The organism is Streptomyces sp. NPDC059852 (assembly GCF_042731455.1).
GTDB lineage: Bacteria > Actinomycetota > Actinomycetes > Streptomycetales > Streptomycetaceae > Streptomyces.
The window spans coordinates 134,581-151,185 of sequence record NZ_JBHWJK010000003.1; the positions used below are offsets into that span (position 1 = coordinate 134,581).

The following is a 16,605-nucleotide window of genomic DNA, read 5'->3' on the forward strand; positions in this document are numbered from 1 at the left end:
GGGGGGCCGCGGCCTGGCGGGCCGGGGGCCCCGGCGTCTTTGGCGGGGCGCCACAAGTCGCCCCCGCGCCCCCCGGGCTCGGGGGGGGGGGGGGCCCCCCCCCCCCCCCCCCCGCGCCCGTGTCGTCCGGTGCGGGCGGTGGACGTCAGTGCTTGAAGGTGTCCTTGCCCTTCTCCTTCGCCTGACGCGCGTCGCCCTTCATCTGGTCGGCCTTGCCCTCGGCGGTCATCCGCTCGTTGCCGGTCATCCGGCCCATGGCTTCCTTCGCCTTGCCCTTGGCCTGTTCCTTCATGGCCCGGGACTTCTCTTCCTTCGCCACGTTCCTCACTCCTGCAAGGTTCGACGTCGCTGCCATGGATCGGGTGTCCCGCAGGCCGCGGGTCAAACAGCGGGATCGGGCCCCAGGAACTCCGGAACCACCGGCCCTCGCGTGCCGCGAGCACGGGAGCTGGACGTGGTCGATCACTGCTCCTTGCGGGCGACGGCGAAGACGCGGCGAAACGGGAACGGGGTGCCGTGCGGGCCGGGCGGGTACGCCTCGCGCAGCGCGGCCCGGTAGGCGTCCAGGAAGGCGTCACGGCGGCCGGGGTCGTCGGCGAGCGCGGTGAGGACGGGCCGCAGGCCGGTGCCCTTCACCCAGTCGAGGACGGGGTCCTCGCCGGACAGCAGATGCAGATACGTCGTCTCCCACACGTCCGCCGCGCAGTCCAGGGCGGTCAGGCGGGCCAGGTAGTCCCGCGGGTCGTGCACGGCGTCGGAGTGGCGCAGGACGTCCGCGATGCCGTGGCGGGCGGCGAGGTCGCGCATCAGACGGTGGCTGGGGGCGTCGAAGTTGCCGGGGACCTGGAAGGCGAAGGTGCCGCCGGGGCGCAGGCCGGCCACCCAGGAGCCGAAGCGGTCGGCGTGGCCCGGCACCCACTGCAGGGTGGCGCTGCTGACGATCAGGTCGTACGGCTCCTCGGGCGTCCAGGTGCCGACGTCGGCGTGGGCGAAGTCCAGGCGGCCGCCGCCCGAGGTGGGGCCCTCGTGCTCGGTGTGGGCGCGGTCCAGCATCGCGGCGGAGTTGTCGAGGCCGGTGATGTGGGCGGTGGGCCAGCGGGCGGCGAGCAGGGCGGTGACGTTGCCGGGGCCGCAGCCGAGGTCCGCGATACGGGGCCGGTCGCCGGGGAGCGGGGGGATACGCGCCAGGAGGTCGGTGAAGGGGCGGGCGCGGTGATCGGCGTGACGCAGGTACTGGGCCGGGTCCCAGGTGGGGGTGGGGGTGTCGGCTGCGGACATGGCGGGTGCCTCCTGTCTTCCGGGTTCCACCCTGCCTCCCGCTTTATCTTGACGTCAAGAGACTTCACATCGACACAACCACTACACTGATCGTCATGGAGGACGAGGTCGATCGGCTGGTCGCAGCGTGGCGCCGGGAGCGCCCGGACCTCGACGTGGAACCACTCGAGGTGCTCAGCCGGGTGAGCAGGCTGGCCCGGCATCTGGACCGTGCGCGCCGGCTGGCGTTTTCCGAGCACAGTCTGGAGCCCTGGGAGTTCGACGTGCTGACCGCGCTGCGGCGCGCGGGTGATCCGTACCAGCTCTCGCCGGGGCAGTTGCTGACGCAGACGCTGGTCACCTCGGGCACGATGACGAACCGCATCGACCGGCTGGCCAAGAAGGGCCTGGTGGAGCGGCTGCCCGACCCGAGCGACCGGCGCGGGGTGCTGGTGCGGCTCACGGCCGAGGGCCGCGATCGGGCCGACCAGGCGCTGGCGGGGCTGCTCGCGCAGGAGCGGGCGATCCTGGGGGAGCTGTCGGGTGGGCAGCGTTCCGAACTGGCCGGGTTGCTGCGCAGGCTGACGGCGCCCTTCGACAACATCCCGGGGTAGCGCCGGGGCGGCGCCGCCGGGGTCGTGCCGGATGCGATGCCGGGTGCGGCGCCGTCGTGGCTTGTCGCGCAGTTCCCCGCGCCCCTGAGGGGGTTGTCCTTCGCGGCGTCGACGACGTACCCGCGCCGGGGCAGCCAGGGTGCGGCGCCGTCGTGGCTGGGCGCGCAGCTCCCCGCCCCTGGAAGCCGTCAGGCGCTGGTCGTGGCCTCCGGGAGGATGCGGGTCTGGGGGTCCAGGTCGACCGGGCCCACTCCTGCCCGGCGGGCCAGGGCGACCGCCGCCAGGGTGGAGTGGACGCCCAGCTTGCCCAGGACGTTCTGCATATGGGTGCGGACCGTGTGCGGGGAGAGGAACAGGCGTTCGGCGACGGCCTTGCGCCCCAGGCCCGCCACCATGCAGCGCAGCACCTCCCGCTCGCGCGGTGTCAGCGACTCCACCAGCCGCTCGCTCTCCGTACGGTGCTTGCGGGCCGCCGTCAGCTCGCGCAGCACCCCCGTGAGCAGCGCGGGCGGCAGATGCGTCTCGTCCCGCAGCACCCCGCGGATCACCGTGAGCAGCCGGGACAGCGAGCAGTCCTTGGCGACCCAGCCGGACGCCCCGGCCTGGAGGGCCAGCGCGGCCCGGCGCGGGTCGTCCTTCTCGGCGAGGACGACGGTCCGTACGGCGGGCTGCGCGGAGCGGACGCCCGCCACCAGCGAGATGCCGTCGACCAGCCCGTCCTCGCCCACCTCCTGGACGGGCGGGGCGGGCCGTATGCCCGGCATGGCGCCGCCCAGGTCGGCGTCGACGAGCAGCACGTCGAAGCGGCGCCCCTCGGCGGCCGCGCGCTCCAGGCTGCGCAGCGCGGCCGGACCGCTGCCCGCGGCGGAGACCTCGACATCGGGCTCGGCCGCCAGCGCGGCGGCGAGCGACTCGGCGAAGATGCGATGGTCGTCGACGACCAGGACTCGGATGCGAACCACGAAACCCCCTTCCCCAAGCTCCCGAAGAGCAGGGGATACCCCATCGTCATGAGGACGACACCGGGAGACGAACACGGTCGCGGGCGCGACGCCCGAAGCACGTGGGCACGCACGGCCGCCGCCGTGCAGGAACTGCTACCCCCCACTTCGGGCGTCGAACCCGACTGTCTCGCCCCCTGATCAGCACCGGCCCCCACCGGTGCTGCTCATCAGAGTACGGGCGGGGGGCAGGAGCGGAAGCGAATTTGCAGAACTGGTTCGCCGACGCGTTTATGGTGAGCCGCATGTTTCGTCTGGAGACAGAAGTCGACACTTCCCGGCGGGATCTGCTCCGGCGGAGACTGCGGGACACCAACACGGCGGCCTCCCCGGTGCTCCGCGCCCTGCGCGGAACCCCAGGTGAACGCGAACTTCCGCTCCATGTGTGGGCGTTGGACGACGCGGGCGCCGTGGCCGGGGGTCTGGTCGGCCACACCTGGGCGACCTGGCTGCACGTCACGTATCTGTGGGTGGACGAACGCCACCGCGGCGCCCGGCTCGGTTCGCAACTGCTCGCACACGCGGAGCGCGTCGCCCGCGACGAGCGGGGCTGTGCTTCCGTGCGCCTGGAGACATGGGACTTCCAGGCGCCGGAGTTCTACAGGAAGCAGGGGTACGACGTGGTGTGCGTGATCCCCGACTATCCGCCGGGAATCACCGAGTACACGCTCACCAAACGGCTGCGCTGAGCGCTCAGCGCAGCCGCCGCGCGCCCGCCGCCGGCACCGCCTCGAACACGCGCGGCGCGGTGAAGCCGGCCGCGGCGAAGGCGTCCTCGACGGCCTTGGTGACCGCCTCGACGTCCCCGGCCTCGGTCAGCACGATCGCCGAACCGCCGAAGCCGCCGCCGGTCATCCGGGCGCCCAGTGCCCCCGCGGACAGGGCCGCCTCGACGACGAGGTCGAGTTCGGGGCAGGACACGCGGAAGTCGTCGCGCAGCGAGGCGTGACCCTCGGTCAGCACGGGGCCGATCGCCCGGGTCTCGCCGGACTCCAGCAGGGCGACGACCCGCTCGACGCGCTGGTCCTCGGTGACGACGTGCCGGACCAGGCGGCGCACCTCCTCGTCGTCGCCGATCCGGGCGAGGGCCGCGTCCAGTTCGGCGTAGGGGACGTCCCGCAGGGCGTCCACGCCGAGGAGCGCGGCGCCCTTCTCGCAGCCGGCGCGGCGCTTGCCGTACTCGCCCTCGCTGTGGGAGTGCTTGACCTGGGTGTCGACCACGAGCAGCCGCATGCCCTCCGCGGCCAGGTCGAAGGGGATCTGCCGCTGGGAGAGGTCGCGGGTGTCCAGGAAGAGGGCGTTGCCGGCCTCGCAGCAGGCGGACGCCGTCTGGTCCATGATGCCGACGGGGGCGCCGACGTAGACGTTCTCCGCGCGCTGGCACAGGCGGGCCAGCTGCCAGCCCTTCAGGCCCAGGTCGTACAGGTCGTTCAGGGCGAGGGCGACGACGACCTCCAGGGCCGCCGAGGAGGACAGGCCCGCGCCCGCCGGGACGGTGGACGCGAGGTGGATGTCGGCGCCGGCGACGGCGTGCCCGGCGTTGCGCAGCGCCCAGACCACGCCGGACGGGTAGGCGGTCCAGCCGCGGTCGGTCTCGGGGGCGAGGTCGTCGACGCGCAGCTCCACGACCCCGCCGCGCACGTCCTCGGAGTGCAGGCGCAGCACGCCGTCGTCGCGGCGCGCGACCGCCGCGACCGCGGTGTGCGGCAGCGCGAACGGCATCACGAAGCCGTCGTTGTAGTCGGTGTGCTCGCCGATGAGGTTGACCCGCCCGGGCGCGGCCCACACCCCCTCCGGCTCGGACCCGTACAGCTCCCGGAACCGCTCCGCGACCGCGGCCGCCGTGTCGACGCTCATCCCCTGATCCTGACCTTCCCTGCCGAACCGGCCTCGACGGCCGATGAGTTGACCGGCCGCTCAGCCGTAGAACCTAACTGGTGCGCTGCGCGAACTCCCACGCGTCCGCGACGATGCCCGCGAGGTCGGTGCGGGACGGGTTCCAGCCGAGCCGCTCGCGGGCGGTGGCGGCGGAGGCGACCAGGACGGCCGGGTCGCCGCCCCGGCGCGGGGCCACCATCTCGGGCACCGGGTGCCCGGTGACCCGGCGGACCGTCTCGATGACCTCGCGGACGGAGAATCCGTTGCCGTTGCCGAGGTTGCAGATGAGGTGCTCGCCCGGCACGGCGGCCTTCAGGGCGAGCAGATGGGCCTCGGCGAGGTCGGCGACGTGGATGTAGTCGCGGACGCAGGTGCCGTCCGGCGTCGGGTAGTCGTCGCCGAACACGGAGATCGACTCACGGCGGCCCTGGGCGACCTGGAGGACCAGCGGGATCAGGTGCGACTCGGGGTCGTGGCGCTCGCCGTGCTCCCCGTAGGCGCCGGCGACGTTGAAGTAGCGCAGCGACACCGCGGCGAGGCCGTGGGCCGCCGCCTCGCCGGTGATCATGTGGTCGACGGCGAGCTTGGAGGCGCCGTAGGGGTTGGTGGGCAGCGTGGGCGCCGACTCGACGATCGGCACCTCGGCCGGCTCGCCGTAGGTGGCCGCCGTGGAGGAGAAGACCAGGGTGCGCACGCCCGCCTCGCGCATGGCGCCGAGCAGGGCCATGGAGCCGCCGACGTTGTTCTCCCAGTACTTCTCGGGCTTCACGACGGACTCGCCGACCTGGGAGGAGGCGGCGAAGTGCAGGACGCCGTCGAAGGAGGCGTCCAGCCACTTGGCGGCGTCGCGGATGTCGCCCTCGACGAACGTGGCGCCGGCGGGCACGCCCTCGCGGAAGCCGGTGGAGAGGTTGTCGAGGACGACGACCTCGTTCCCGGCCTCGAGCAGGTGCCGGGCGACCACACCGCCGACATAGCCCGCGCCGCCGGTGACCAGAAACTTCCCGCTCATCTAACTCGCTACCTCTCGCAGTCGCTCGGCCGCGCGCTCCGGCGGCACGTCGTTGATGAACACGTTCATGCCGGACTCCGAACCCGCGAGGAACTTCAGCTTGCCGGACGTACGGCGGATGGTGAAAAGCTCGAGGTGCAGCGCGAAGTCGTCGCGCACGACGCCGTCGGACTCCGCCGACCGGCCGAACGGCGCCTGGTGCCAGCCGGAGATGTACGGCGTGGGCGGCTCGCCCTCGCCGAAGATCCGGTCGAAGCGCCTCAGCAGTTCCAGATAGACCTGGGGGAACTCCGCGCGTGCCGCCTCGTCGAGGGCGAGCAGGTCGGGCACCCGGCGCCTCGGGTACAGGTGGACCTCGTACGGCCAGTGCGCGGCGTACGGCACGAAGGCCACCCAGTGTTCACCCTCCAGGACGACCCGCTCCCCGGCGAGTTCGCGCTCCAGGACGGCGTCGAAGAGGTTGCCGCCGCCGGTGGCGGCCTTGTGCCGCGCGAGCGAACGCAGCATCAGGGCGGTGCGGGGCGTGGTGAAGGGGTAAGCGTAGATCTGCCCGTGCGGATGCCCGAGGGTGACACCGATCTCGGCGCCGCGGTTCTCGAAGCAGAACACCTGCTCGACGGCGGGCAGCGAGGACAGCTCCGAGGTGCGGTCGGTCCAGGCGTCCAGGACGAGGCGCGCCTGTTCCTCGGTCAGATCGGCGAAGGAGGCGTCGTGGTCGGAGGTGAAGCAGACGACCTCGCAGCGCCCGGAGTCGCCGGCGAGGGACGGGAAGCGGTTCTCGAAGACGACGACGTCGTAGGAGGAGTCGGGGATCTCGCTGAGCCGGCCGTCGCGGGAGGGGCAGAGCGGGCACTCGTCGGCCGGCGGGTGGTAGGTGCGGCCCTGCCGGTGGGAGGCGATGGCGACGGCGTCCCCGAGGAGGTCGTCGTGGCGGATCTCCGACGTGGTGACGGTGGGCTCCAGCGGGCGGCGGTCGACCGCCTGGCGCACGGTGTCGTCGCGCAGGTCGTAGTAGACGAGCTCCCGACCGTCCGCCAGCCGGGTCGAGGTCTTCTTCACGCGGGACTCCACACTTGTCCGAACCTTCACCCAACAGAATCAAACATAGCAGAACACAACTCACCACGGTCGGTCAACATCACGATCAAACAAAAACCGTCACTCGAAGTGTTCAATTGCTGAACACGGCGGCGTAGGTTCCGCTCTGGATCGATTCGCTAAACGAAGCGAGTACATATGGAAACCCCCACATACCCCCCCACCTACCTCGCCGCGGAGCTACAGCTCCCCACGAACTGGCTCGACTACACGCTGCTGGGCATCTACTTCGCCGTCGTGCTGGGCATCGGCTTCGCCGCCCGACGCTCGGTGAAGACCAGCCTGGACTTCTTCCTGTCCGGGCGCTCCCTGCCCGCCTGGGTGACCGGCCTGGCGTTCATCTCCGCCAACCTGGCCGCCACCGAGATCCTCGGCATGGCCGCCAACAGCGCCCAGTACGGCGCCTACACCGTCCACTGGTACTGGATCGGCGCCATCCCGGCCATGGTCTTCCTCGGCCTGGTGATGATGCCCTTCTACTACGGCAGCAAGGTCCGCTCCGTGCCGGAGTTCCTGCTGCTGCGCTTCGACCGGGCGGCCCATCTGCTCAGTTCGATCCTGTTCGCCTTCGCCGCCATCCTGATCGCCGGGGTGAACCTGTACGCCCTCGCGATCGTGGTCGAGGCCCTGCTGGGCTGGCCGCAGTGGGTGGCGATCGTGGTCGCCGGCTTCTTCGTGCTGGCGTACATCACGCTCGGCGGTCTGTCCTCGGCGATCTACAACGAGGTCCTGCAGTTCTTCGTGATCCTGGCCGCGCTCATCCCGATCACGGTGCTCGCCCTGAAGAAGGTCGGCGGCTGGGACGGCCTGAGCGACACCCTGACCAAGGCCCACGGCGACGACTTCGTCACCGCCTGGGGCGGCACCGGCATCGGCGACGCCAACCCGCTCGGCGCCAACTGGCTGACGATCGTCCTCGGCCTCGGCTTCGTGCTGTCGTTCGGCTACTGGACGACCAACTTCGCCGAGGTCCAGCGCGCCCTGTCCGCGAAGAACCTCTCGGCGGCCCAGCGCACCCCGCTGATCGCGGCCTTCCCCAAGATCTTCATCGTCTTCCTGGTGATGATCCCCGGGCTGGCGGCCGCCGCCCTGGTCCCCGGCTTCGGCACCGAGGAGTCCGGCTACCAGTACAACGACGCCATCCCCTTCCTCATGGAGGGGCTGCTGCCCAACGGTGTGCTCGGCGTCGCGGTGACCGGTCTGCTGGCCGCGTTCATGGCCGGCATGGCGGCCAACGTGTCGTCCTTCAACACCGTGTTCACCACGGACATCTGGCAGAAGTACGTGGTGAAGGACCGCGAGGACACCTACTACGTGCGCTTCGGGCGGCTCATCACGGCCATCGGCGTCATGGCCTCCATCGGCACGGCGTTCCTGGCCTCGTCGTTCTCGAACATCATGAGCTATCTGCAGACGCTGTTCTCGTTCTTCAACGTGCCGATGTTCGTGGTCTTCATCATCGGCATGTTCTGGAAGCGGGCCTCGATGAAGTCGGGCTTCTGGGGACTGCTGGCCGGCACCACGGCGGCGATGGTCAACTACTTCGTCCTCTACAAGCAGGACGTCATCTCCATCCCCACCGACCAGGGCGCGAACTTCGTCTCCGCCATCGCGGGCTTCGTGGCCGGCGCGGTCGTCATGGTCGCCGTCTCCCTGTTCACCGCGCCCAAGCCGGCGCACGAACTGCAGGGCCTGGTCTACGGCACCCGCTCCCCCGGCATGTCGGAGCCGCCCGCCGAGGGCGACGACGCCTGGTACCGCAGGCCCGCCCTGCTGGGCTGGGGCGCCGTGATCCTGGCGGCCGTCTGCTACATCCCGTTCTCGTTCTGACCAGGAAGGTCCTGACCCACCATGACCGACCATCCCGAGCACCCCGACCGCCCGCGCCACCCCGGCTGGTCCGAGGAGGACGTGCAGCGCGAGGTCACCGAGCTGCAGGAGAAGTCCGAGACGGCGGCCCGGCTCTTCGACATCCGGCGCATCATCGGCGGGCTCTTCGTCGTCTACGGCGTCATCGTCACGATCGTCGGCATCACCGACGACGACGCCGCGATCGACAAGGCCGAGGGCGTCAACATCAACCTGTGGACCGGCCTGGGCATGCTGCTGCTCGGCCTGTTCTTCCTGGCCTGGCTGAAGCTGCGGCCCACCGCGCCGCCGCCCCCGCCGGTCGCGCCGGGCGACGAACCGTCCGAATGACCCCGCCGGGGCGAGCGGCGTCCGCCCTCGCCCCCCCCGCGGCCCCTACGGTTCCGGCGGCGCGTGGGGGCGGGGCGGCGGGCCCGCCCGGTCGAGCAGGCCGGTGCGGGCCGCCAGCGCCGCCGCCTCCAGCCGCGACCCGACACCCAGCTTCATCAGGACCCGCTGGACATGGGTGCGGGCCGTCGACGGCGCGATGCCCATGCCGGCGGCGATGAGCCGGGTGTCCTCGCCGTCCGCGACCCGGACCAGCACCTCCACCTCCCGCGGGGTGAGCATCTGGAGCAGCCGCTGCCCCTCGTCGTCCGGCTGGGCCGCCGGGTTGAGCAGCTCGCTGAACGCGCCCTGCAGCAACTGCGGCGCCACCGCCGCCTCACCGGCCCGCGCCTTCATGATCGCCCGCTCGACGCCCTCGATGCGCTCGTCGTGCCGGACATAGCCGGAGGCCCCGGCCGCGAACGCCGCCGCGATCCCCCGCGGGCTCGGCACCGGTCCGAGGACCAGCACCGCCACCTGCGGCCGCTCCCGCTTGATCCGCACCACCGGGTCGAACATGCCCGGCTCCGCCGGTGTCGCCGTCCCCAGCAGACACACCTCGGGCGCCCGCGTGATCACCAGCTCGGCCGCCCCCGCGGCCGGAGCGGCCGCGGCCAGCACCCGATGCCCCCTCAGTTTCAGTGCCGAGGCCAGCGCCTCGGCGAGCAACCGGTGGTCGTCGACCACCATCAGCCGCACTCCCATCGAGCAACCCCCCAGTCCCCCCAATGGATCTCCCGCCATGCCCGGATCGGCTCGTGCCGGTCCGGACGCCCCACTATGGCCGCCCACTGGTCCGCGCGGACAGAAGCCCCCTCCCGGCTCCCCCGCCCTTCATGCCCCCGGAAGCTACACGCTTGTTCGACGTCGCGCGCCCCCTACCGGCGATAAGTGCCCCGGAACGGCGGAATTTCCGGCTTTCCCCGCACGCCGGGGACCGCAGGCGATAAGCCGGCGGCCCCGCTCCTGACCAGGAACGGGGCCGCCGGATGCGGAAGGGGCGCGCGCGTCAGCCCTTCGCGCCGAACGCGATCACATGCCACCGCTGCTCGCCCGAGCTCCCCAGGGAGCTGGCGAACCGGGACGACATGTACAGATGGCCCTGGGAGTACAGGAGTTCGGCGTAGTCCGGCGACATCCGCGTCTCGATGTCCCGGACCGTGCGCGCGGCCGGGTTCTCCAGGAGCCTGGTCTCCTTGAAGCTGCCGCCGTCGATGCTGACGATCTGGCCGCCCTTGTCGTACGGAGGCCGCTTGTAGGCGATCACGTCGCCGCCGTCCATGCGCAGCGGCGTGATCGTGTAGCGGTCGCCGGCGTCGGCGCGCTGCCCGGTCTGCTTGCCGCTGGCCAGGTCGAAGGCGACGATCTCGTTGGTGCGGCCGTACTCGCCGCCGCCGGAGTGCTCCTTGGTGGCCGCGTACAGCCGGTCGTTGCCGACGACGACACCGGTGCACGCCTCGATGGTGGTGACGCCGGAGCAGCGGGCCGAGAACTTGTCGGCGGGCAGCGGGATGCGGATGCGCAGCTTGCCGGTCTTGTTGTCGATGGAGAAGACGTCCGAGATGCCGATGGCGTCGGACTCGCCGACCTCGGCGGCCACCACGAGCGGGTCGGTGGAGACGACGCTGGCGTACTCGACGCCCTCGGCCATCTTGTACTCGGAGATCACCTTCCCGCTCTTCGGGTCGACGGTCTGGATGTGGAGCTGCGGCTGGTCGTAGCTGCCGCACTTGCGCACGGTGACCAGCTTGGGCCCGCCGGCGTAGCCGAGGTCGTAGCAGTCGTCGTCGGCCTTCGGCGACCACAGCTGCCGGCCGGACTCCAGGTCGAAGGCGGCGCCGCCGCTGGTGCCGCCCGCGGCGACGGTGCCGCCGCTGACGGTGAGGTTGTCGAAGCGGAGCTCACGGCTCCCTGTCCTGGCGGTCTTCGTCCACAGCTTCTTGCCGGTGTCGAGGTCGATCGCCGCGACCTGGCTGCAGCCGTGGGACGGCTTGTCCTTGGTCGGCTTCGCGGGCTGGAAGGCGATCGCCGTGAGGTGCCCGTCGGTGATGTGCCGGCTGGCCTGGCAGACCGGTCCGGGCAGCGGGATCGTCCACAGCTTCGTGCCCTTGTCGGGGTCGTAGCCGACGACCTCGGAGACACCGCTCTTGACGTATGCCTTCTCGGTCAGCCACGAGCCGGCGACCACGACGCTGGTGTCCTCGTCGACCTTGGGCGACGGGACCTTGAACAGCACGTCGGCGTTGGCGTCGGAGGGCACCTTCTCGGTGCCGTCGGGGGTGTCCCCGCCGCCGCCCTGCCCGTCGTCGCCTCCGCCGCCGGTGCCGCCGCTGGAGCTGGCCGTCTCGTCCTTGCCGCCGTCGTCACCGTTCTTGAACAGGTAGATCCCGCCGACGACCAGGGCGATCACCACGACCACCGCGGCCGCGATCACCGCGATCCGCGAGCCGTTCGAGCCGCCGCCGGACGCGGTGACGGGCTGCGTCGCGTAGGGCTGCGGCTGCTGCGGATACCCGTAACCGGGCTGCTGACCGTACGGGTTGGGCGTCGGGTACGGCTGGGGCTGCTGGGCGTACGGGTTGGGCTGCTGGCCCGGGTAGCCGTACGGCGGCGTCGGCGGCTGGGGCTGCTGCGGTGCCTGCGGGTAGCCGTAGCCCGGCTGCTGCGGCGGACCGGCCGGCGGCTGCGGCGGGCCCTGCGGCGGCTGCGGCGGCTGGTACTGCGGGCCGGGCTGCTGGGGCGGCTGGTCCTGGGGCGGGCCGAAGCCGCCCTGCGGGGGCTGGTTCGGCGGCGGGGGCGGCGGCTGGGTCATGGCGGGGGCACCTCGGGGAGGGGGGACGGGAGCGCGGCGGACACGGCGGAGGCGCGGGTGCCGGGCACCCGCGCCGAACTCACTTGCCGTAGGCGAGGATCAGCTTCTCCTTGGCGTCGTCCCTGCCGCTGAGGCGGGTGCTCGACAGGTAGAAGCGGCCGTCGACCCAGTCGTACGCCTTGGAGAAGAAGCCGTTCTCGATCCGCGCGGCGCTCACCGGGTTCTGCAGGAGCTTCGCCGGCTCGTGACCGCCGCCGCTCAGCGGGATCGACACGACCTGGCCGCCCGCGTCGTACGACGGCGTGACGTACGCGACGAGCTTGCCGTCCTCGACCTTGACCGGGAGCATCGTCTCCTCGGCGGGCGACTTGGCGCGCCACTTCTCCTTGCCGCTGTCCAGGCTGATCGCGACGATCTCGTTGGCGGCGGCGATGGCCTTGGTCGGCATGTACAGCGTGTCCTTGTCGGCGACCACACCGCCGCAGCCCTGCAGGGCCCGCTCCAGGATGGCCCAGCCGCACTCGGCGCCGATCTCCAGGTCGACGGAGACCTGCGAGCGGCGCTTGCCGCTGGAGGTGTCGAACGTGGAGATGTTCCACGTCTTCTTGTCCTTGTTGGTGCTGTAGACGACCAGCGGGTCGACGGAGAAGACGCGGGCGACCCGCCATCCCTCGTCGATCTTGCGCGTCCACTTGGCCTTGCCCGTCGCCGGGTCGAGGGCCTGGATCTCGTCGTGCTCGCCGGAGCCGCCGGCGTCGCAGGACGCCACGCCGACCAGGGCGTCGCCGCCCGCGAAGGCGTCGGGGAAGCACTTGTCGCCGTAGCGCTGCTTGTCCCACATCTTCTTGCCGGTGCCGACGTCGTAGGCGGTGCCGGACTGCGAGCGGCCCACCATCAGCGTCTTGCCCGTGATGGACATCTCGACCTTGAGGGTGGTGTCGAACAGGCCGCCCTCGGCGACCGTGCCCTTCCAGCCCTTCGCGCCGGTGTTCAGGTCGATCTGCTGGAGCTGGTTGCACTTGGCGCGGTCGCTGCTGCCGCTCATGTAGGCCACGACGACCTTGTCGTCGGACGACTTCTGCGCGGTGACCGAGCAGATCTTCTCCGGGAAGGAGATCGGGTCCCAGGCGGCCTCGCCGTCGGCGACGCGGTAGCCGAAGACCTGCTTGTACGCCGCCTTCACCGCGGTCTTGTCGGTGATCCACATGCCGGGGGCGTCGGCGCCCGAACCGGGGGCGTCGGGGGCGGGCTTGTACCAGAGCACCTTGGCCTCGCCGGCCTGCCGGCCGCCGTTGAGGTTCTCCGGGTCGGCGCCGCCGCCGCTGCCGCCGTCGCCCTCGTCGTCACCGGTCGGGGACGCGGAGCCCTTCGGGTCGTCGGACTTCTGCGCGATCGGCTTCTTCGGGTCGTCGTCGCCGCCGCTGCTGGTCACCGCGTACACGGTGCCGCCGATCACCGCGAGCGCGGCGACGGCCGCGACGACGGCGAGGGCGGGCTTGCCCTTGAACGGGTTGCGCGAGCCGCCGGGCGGCGGGGTGCCGGGCGCGCCCGGGTACTGCGGCTGGCCGGGGTAGCCGTATCCCGGCTGCGGCGGCTGGCCGTAGGGGCCGGGCTGCTGGGGCTGGCCGTACGGGCCCGGCTGCTGGGGCGGCTGGCCGTACGGGCCGGACGCGTAGGGGCCCGGCTGCTGCGGGGGCTGCTGCGGGTAGCCGTAGCCGGGCTGGGGCGGACCCGCCGGCGGCTGCGGCGGGCCCTGCGGCGGAGGAGGCGTCTGGGGGGCGCCCTGCGGCGGGGGCGGAGTCTGCGGGGCACCGGCCGGCTGCGGGGCGCCGAAGCCACCCTGCCGCGGATCCTGCGGTGCGCCGAAACCGCCCTGCGGCGGCTGGTTGGGCGGCTGGCTCATGAGCGGTCCCCCTTGGTGGGCCGGTGCGGTGCCACGTCCTGTGCCGTCGCGATCTCGCCACACCGGCGTTTCTCAGACTGTCCTCAGCGGCCTTTCTATCACCCGTCACCGAGGGCGCACCGGGCCCCGCCCACCCCTGTACCCAAGGGAGGACCGGCCTGTGATGCCCTCGTTATGACCCTTCACGGGCTCTTCACGTGCGGGAGCCCGACTGCTGTGCGACGGCTACGCGTCCTCGGCGAGCTCGAGCCAGCGCAGCTCGAGTTCGTCCCGCTGGGTGGCCAGGTCGCGCAGTTCCGCGTCGAGTTCGGCGACCTTCGCGAAGTCGGTGGCGTGCTCGGCGATCGCCGTGTGCAGCGCGGTCTCCCGCTCGGAGAGCTTGTCGAGCTGCCGCTCGATCCGCTGCAACTCCTTTTTGGCGGCCCGCAGATCGGCGGCGCTGCGCTCCGGTACGGCCTTCTCGGCGGCCGGGGCGGACGCGGCGGCGGCGACCTGGGCGGCCTCCATGCGGTGGCGGCGCTCCAGGTACTCGTCGATGCCGCGGGGCAGCATCCGCAGGGTGGCGTCGCCGAGCAGGGCGAAGACCCGGTCGGTGGTGCGCTCGACGAAGAACCGGTCGTGGGAGATGACGATCATCGAGCCGGGCCAGCCGTCGAGGAGGTCCTCCAGCTGGGTCAGGGTCTCGATGTCGAGGTCGTTGGTGGGCTCGTCGAGGAAGAGGACGTTGGGCTCGTCCATCAGCAGCCGCAGCAGTTGCAGCCGCCGCCGCTCACCGCCGGAGAGGTCCCCGACCGGCGTCCACTGCTTCTCCTTGCCGAAGCCGAACGTCTCGCAGAGCTGACCGGCGGTCATCTCGCGGCCCTTGCCGAGGTCGACGCGCTCCCGCACCCGCTGCACGGCCTCCAGGACCCGCCAGTCGGGGTCGAGTTCGGCGACCTCCTGGGACAGGTAGGCGAGCTTGACGGTCTTTCCTACGGCGATCCGCCCGCCGGCCGGCTGCGTCTCCCCCTCGGTGCGCGCGGCCTCGGCCATGGCCCGCAGCAGGGACGTCTTGCCGGCGCCGTTCACCCCGACGAGGCCGATGCGGTCGCCGGGGCCGAGCTGCCAGGTCACGTGCTTCAGCAGGACCTTGGGGCCGGCCTGGACGGTGACGTCCTCCAGGTCGAAGACGGTCTTGCCGAGCCGGGAGGAGGCGAACTTCATCAGCTCGCTGCTGTCGCGCGGCGGCGGCACGTCCGCGATCAGCTCGTTGGCCGCCTCGACGCGGAACCGGGGCTTGGAGGTGCGGGCGGGGGCGCCGCGGCGCAGCCAGGCCAGCTCCTTGCGGACCAGGTTCTGCCGCTTGACCTCCTCGGTCGCGGCGATGCGCTCGCGCTCGGCCCGCGCGAAGACGTAGTCGGAGTAGCCGCCCTCGTACTCGTGGACGACGCCGCGCTGGACGTCCCACATGCGGGTGCAGACCTGGTCGAGGAACCAGCGGTCGTGGGTGACGCACACGAGAGCCGAGCGGCGTTCGCGCAGGTGCTGGGCGAGCCAGGAGATGCCCTCGACGTCGAGGTGGTTGGTGGGCTCGTCGAGGACGATCAGGTCCTGTTCGTCGATGAGCAGCTTGGCGAGCGCGATCCGGCGCCGCTCGCCACCGGACAGGGGGCCGATGACGGTGTCGAGTCCCTGCGGGAAGCCGGGCAGGTCGAGGCCGCCGAAGAGGCCCGTGAGGACGTCGCGGATCTTGGCGTTGCCGGCCCACTCGTGGTCGGCGAGGTCGCCGATCACCTCGTGGCGGACGGTCGCCTCGGGGTCGAGGGAGTCGTGCTGGGTGAGGACGCCGAGCCGCAGCCCGCCGGAGTGGGTGACCCGGCCGGTGTCGGGCTCCTCCAGCTTGGCGAGCATCCGGATCATGGTCGTCTTGCCGTCGCCGTTGCGGCCGACGACGCCGATGCGGTCGCCCTCGGAGACGCCGAGCGAAATCCCGTCCAGCAGTGCACGGGTGCCGTACACCTTGCTGACGTTCTCGACATTGACCAGATTGACGGCCATTTCTCTCCTGCCCGGTGGATCGATCAGCTCTCCAGCCTAGGCCCTGCCGGGGAGCGGTCGGGACGCGAGGAGACGGTCACTCTTTGTGATGACGCGATCGGAGACGGGCGGCTACCGTAGGTGGCAGGCAGCAGGATCCCGTCCATGGGAGGAATCATGACCGCCGAACCCGTGAAGCACCGCGTCCGGTGGCCGGTGCCGCCGCAGGACGGCTACACCGTGGACGACCTGTTCACGCTGCCCGATCTCCCGCCGCACACCGAGCTGATCGACGGAAGTCTGGTTTTCGTGAGTCCGCAGCGAGATTTCCACAGCGTCGTCATCGACCTGCTGGTCAACGGGCTTCGTCAGACCGCGCCACCCGGGTTCAGGATCAGGCGGGAAATGACCGTCGTCCTTGATCAGCGCAATGGGCCCGAGCCTGACGTGAGCGTCGTCCGCACCGACGCGATCACCGGGTCGGGCCAGACGCGCTACGCGGCGAAGGACGTGCTTCTCGCCGTCGAGGTCGTCTCCCCGGACTCCGAGTCACGGGACCGCACCACCAAGCCACAGAAGTACGCGACCGCAGGCATCCCGAGCTTCTGGCGCGTGGAGGAGAACGGCGCGAGCGGCAAGCCTGTCATTCACGTCTACGAGCTCGATCCCATGACGCAGTCCTATGTGCACATGGGCATGCACCGCGAGCGCATCAAGGTCGACAAGCCCTACTCCATCGACATCGACCTGACGGCCATCGACGAACTCTGAGGGTCGGC

At 71.5% G+C, this 16,605-nt stretch carries 15 protein-coding genes; 5 read left to right on the forward strand and 10 right to left on the reverse strand.

The window, feature by feature from the left end:
- Positions 1 to 145: 145 nt before the first annotated feature.
- Positions 146 to 319, reverse strand: a complete 174-nt coding sequence (locus ACFV46_RS04950; RefSeq protein WP_086866624.1) for a CsbD family protein — start codon at positions 317 to 319, stop codon at positions 146 to 148.
- Positions 320 to 462: 143 nt separating this feature from the next.
- Complete coding sequence (locus tag ACFV46_RS04955) at positions 463 to 1,278, reverse strand: trans-aconitate 2-methyltransferase (RefSeq protein ID WP_361923451.1); 816 nt, start codon at positions 1,276 to 1,278, stop codon at positions 463 to 465.
- A 95-nt stretch (positions 1,279 to 1,373) separates the two neighbouring features.
- Here ACFV46_RS04955 and tamR point away from each other — a divergent pair, with 95 nt between their 5' ends.
- On the forward strand, positions 1,374 to 1,871 hold the full coding sequence (gene tamR, locus ACFV46_RS04960; protein ID WP_062673950.1) for a MarR family transcriptional regulator TamR: 498 nt from the start codon (positions 1,374 to 1,376) through the stop codon (positions 1,869 to 1,871).
- Between the two features lie 188 nt (positions 1,872 to 2,059).
- On the opposite strand, the gene ACFV46_RS04965 is transcribed toward tamR, so the two are convergent.
- Positions 2,060 to 2,833: a response regulator transcription factor gene (locus ACFV46_RS04965; protein WP_361923448.1), complete on the reverse strand. Its 774-nt coding sequence runs from the start codon at positions 2,831 to 2,833 to the stop codon at positions 2,060 to 2,062.
- Positions 2,834 to 3,105: 272 nt separating this feature from the next.
- On the opposite strand from ACFV46_RS04965, the gene ACFV46_RS04970 reads away from it, so the two are divergent.
- Positions 3,106 to 3,561, forward strand: coding sequence for a GNAT family N-acetyltransferase (locus tag ACFV46_RS04970; protein ID WP_361923699.1), 456 nt, complete (start codon positions 3,106 to 3,108; stop codon positions 3,559 to 3,561).
- Between the two features lie 4 nt (positions 3,562 to 3,565).
- Here ACFV46_RS04970 and galK read toward each other — a convergent pair whose 3' ends face one another.
- The 3 genes from galK to galT all read right to left on the reverse strand — a co-directional run bounded on the left by galK (position 3,566) and on the right by galT (position 6,821).
- Complete coding sequence (gene galK, locus ACFV46_RS04975) at positions 3,566 to 4,729, reverse strand: galactokinase (RefSeq protein ID WP_385497025.1); 1,164 nt, start codon at positions 4,727 to 4,729, stop codon at positions 3,566 to 3,568.
- A gap of 73 nt (positions 4,730 to 4,802) precedes the next feature.
- Positions 4,803 to 5,762: a UDP-glucose 4-epimerase GalE gene (gene galE / locus ACFV46_RS04980; RefSeq protein WP_385497026.1), complete on the reverse strand. Its 960-nt coding sequence runs from the start codon at positions 5,760 to 5,762 to the stop codon at positions 4,803 to 4,805.
- Positions 5,763 to 6,821 carry a galactose-1-phosphate uridylyltransferase gene (gene galT / locus ACFV46_RS04985; protein ID WP_361923440.1) on the reverse strand — a complete coding sequence of 353 codons (1,059 nt, stop codon included), beginning with the start codon at positions 6,819 to 6,821 and terminating at the stop codon, positions 5,763 to 5,765.
- A 177-nt stretch (positions 6,822 to 6,998) separates the two neighbouring features.
- Here galT and ACFV46_RS04990 point away from each other — a divergent pair, with 177 nt between their 5' ends.
- Both ACFV46_RS04990 and ACFV46_RS04995 read left to right on the forward strand, forming a co-directional pair.
- Positions 6,999 to 8,690 carry a sodium:solute symporter family protein gene (locus ACFV46_RS04990; protein WP_361923437.1) on the forward strand — a complete coding sequence of 564 codons (1,692 nt, stop codon included), beginning with the start codon at positions 6,999 to 7,001 and terminating at the stop codon, positions 8,688 to 8,690.
- Positions 8,691 to 8,711: 21 nt separating this feature from the next.
- Positions 8,712 to 9,059: a hypothetical protein gene (locus ACFV46_RS04995; protein ID WP_361923434.1), complete on the forward strand. Its 348-nt coding sequence runs from the start codon at positions 8,712 to 8,714 to the stop codon at positions 9,057 to 9,059.
- 45 nt (positions 9,060 to 9,104) lie between these two features.
- Here ACFV46_RS04995 and ACFV46_RS05000 read toward each other — a convergent pair whose 3' ends face one another.
- The 4 genes from ACFV46_RS05000 to ACFV46_RS05015 all read right to left on the reverse strand — a co-directional run bounded on the left by ACFV46_RS05000 (position 9,105) and on the right by ACFV46_RS05015 (position 15,847).
- Positions 9,105 to 9,800: a LuxR C-terminal-related transcriptional regulator gene (locus ACFV46_RS05000; RefSeq protein WP_376727228.1), complete on the reverse strand. Its 696-nt coding sequence runs from the start codon at positions 9,798 to 9,800 to the stop codon at positions 9,105 to 9,107.
- A gap of 304 nt (positions 9,801 to 10,104) precedes the next feature.
- Positions 10,105 to 11,907: a PQQ-binding-like beta-propeller repeat protein gene (locus tag ACFV46_RS05005; protein WP_385497028.1), complete on the reverse strand. Its 1,803-nt coding sequence runs from the start codon at positions 11,905 to 11,907 to the stop codon at positions 10,105 to 10,107.
- Positions 11,908 to 11,986: 79 nt separating this feature from the next.
- On the reverse strand, positions 11,987 to 13,810 hold the full coding sequence (locus ACFV46_RS05010) for a PQQ-binding-like beta-propeller repeat protein (protein WP_385497029.1): 1,824 nt from the start codon (positions 13,808 to 13,810) through the stop codon (positions 11,987 to 11,989).
- 225 nt (positions 13,811 to 14,035) lie between these two features.
- On the reverse strand, positions 14,036 to 15,847 hold the full coding sequence (locus ACFV46_RS05015; RefSeq protein ID WP_361923426.1) for an ABC-F family ATP-binding cassette domain-containing protein: 1,812 nt from the start codon (positions 15,845 to 15,847) through the stop codon (positions 14,036 to 14,038).
- 156 nt (positions 15,848 to 16,003) lie between these two features.
- Between ACFV46_RS05015 and ACFV46_RS05020 the strand changes: the two genes are divergently transcribed.
- Entirely contained in the window at positions 16,004 to 16,597 is a 594-nt protein-coding gene (locus tag ACFV46_RS05020; RefSeq protein ID WP_361923423.1) for a Uma2 family endonuclease, read from the forward strand.
- Positions 16,598 to 16,605 lie beyond the last annotated feature (8 nt).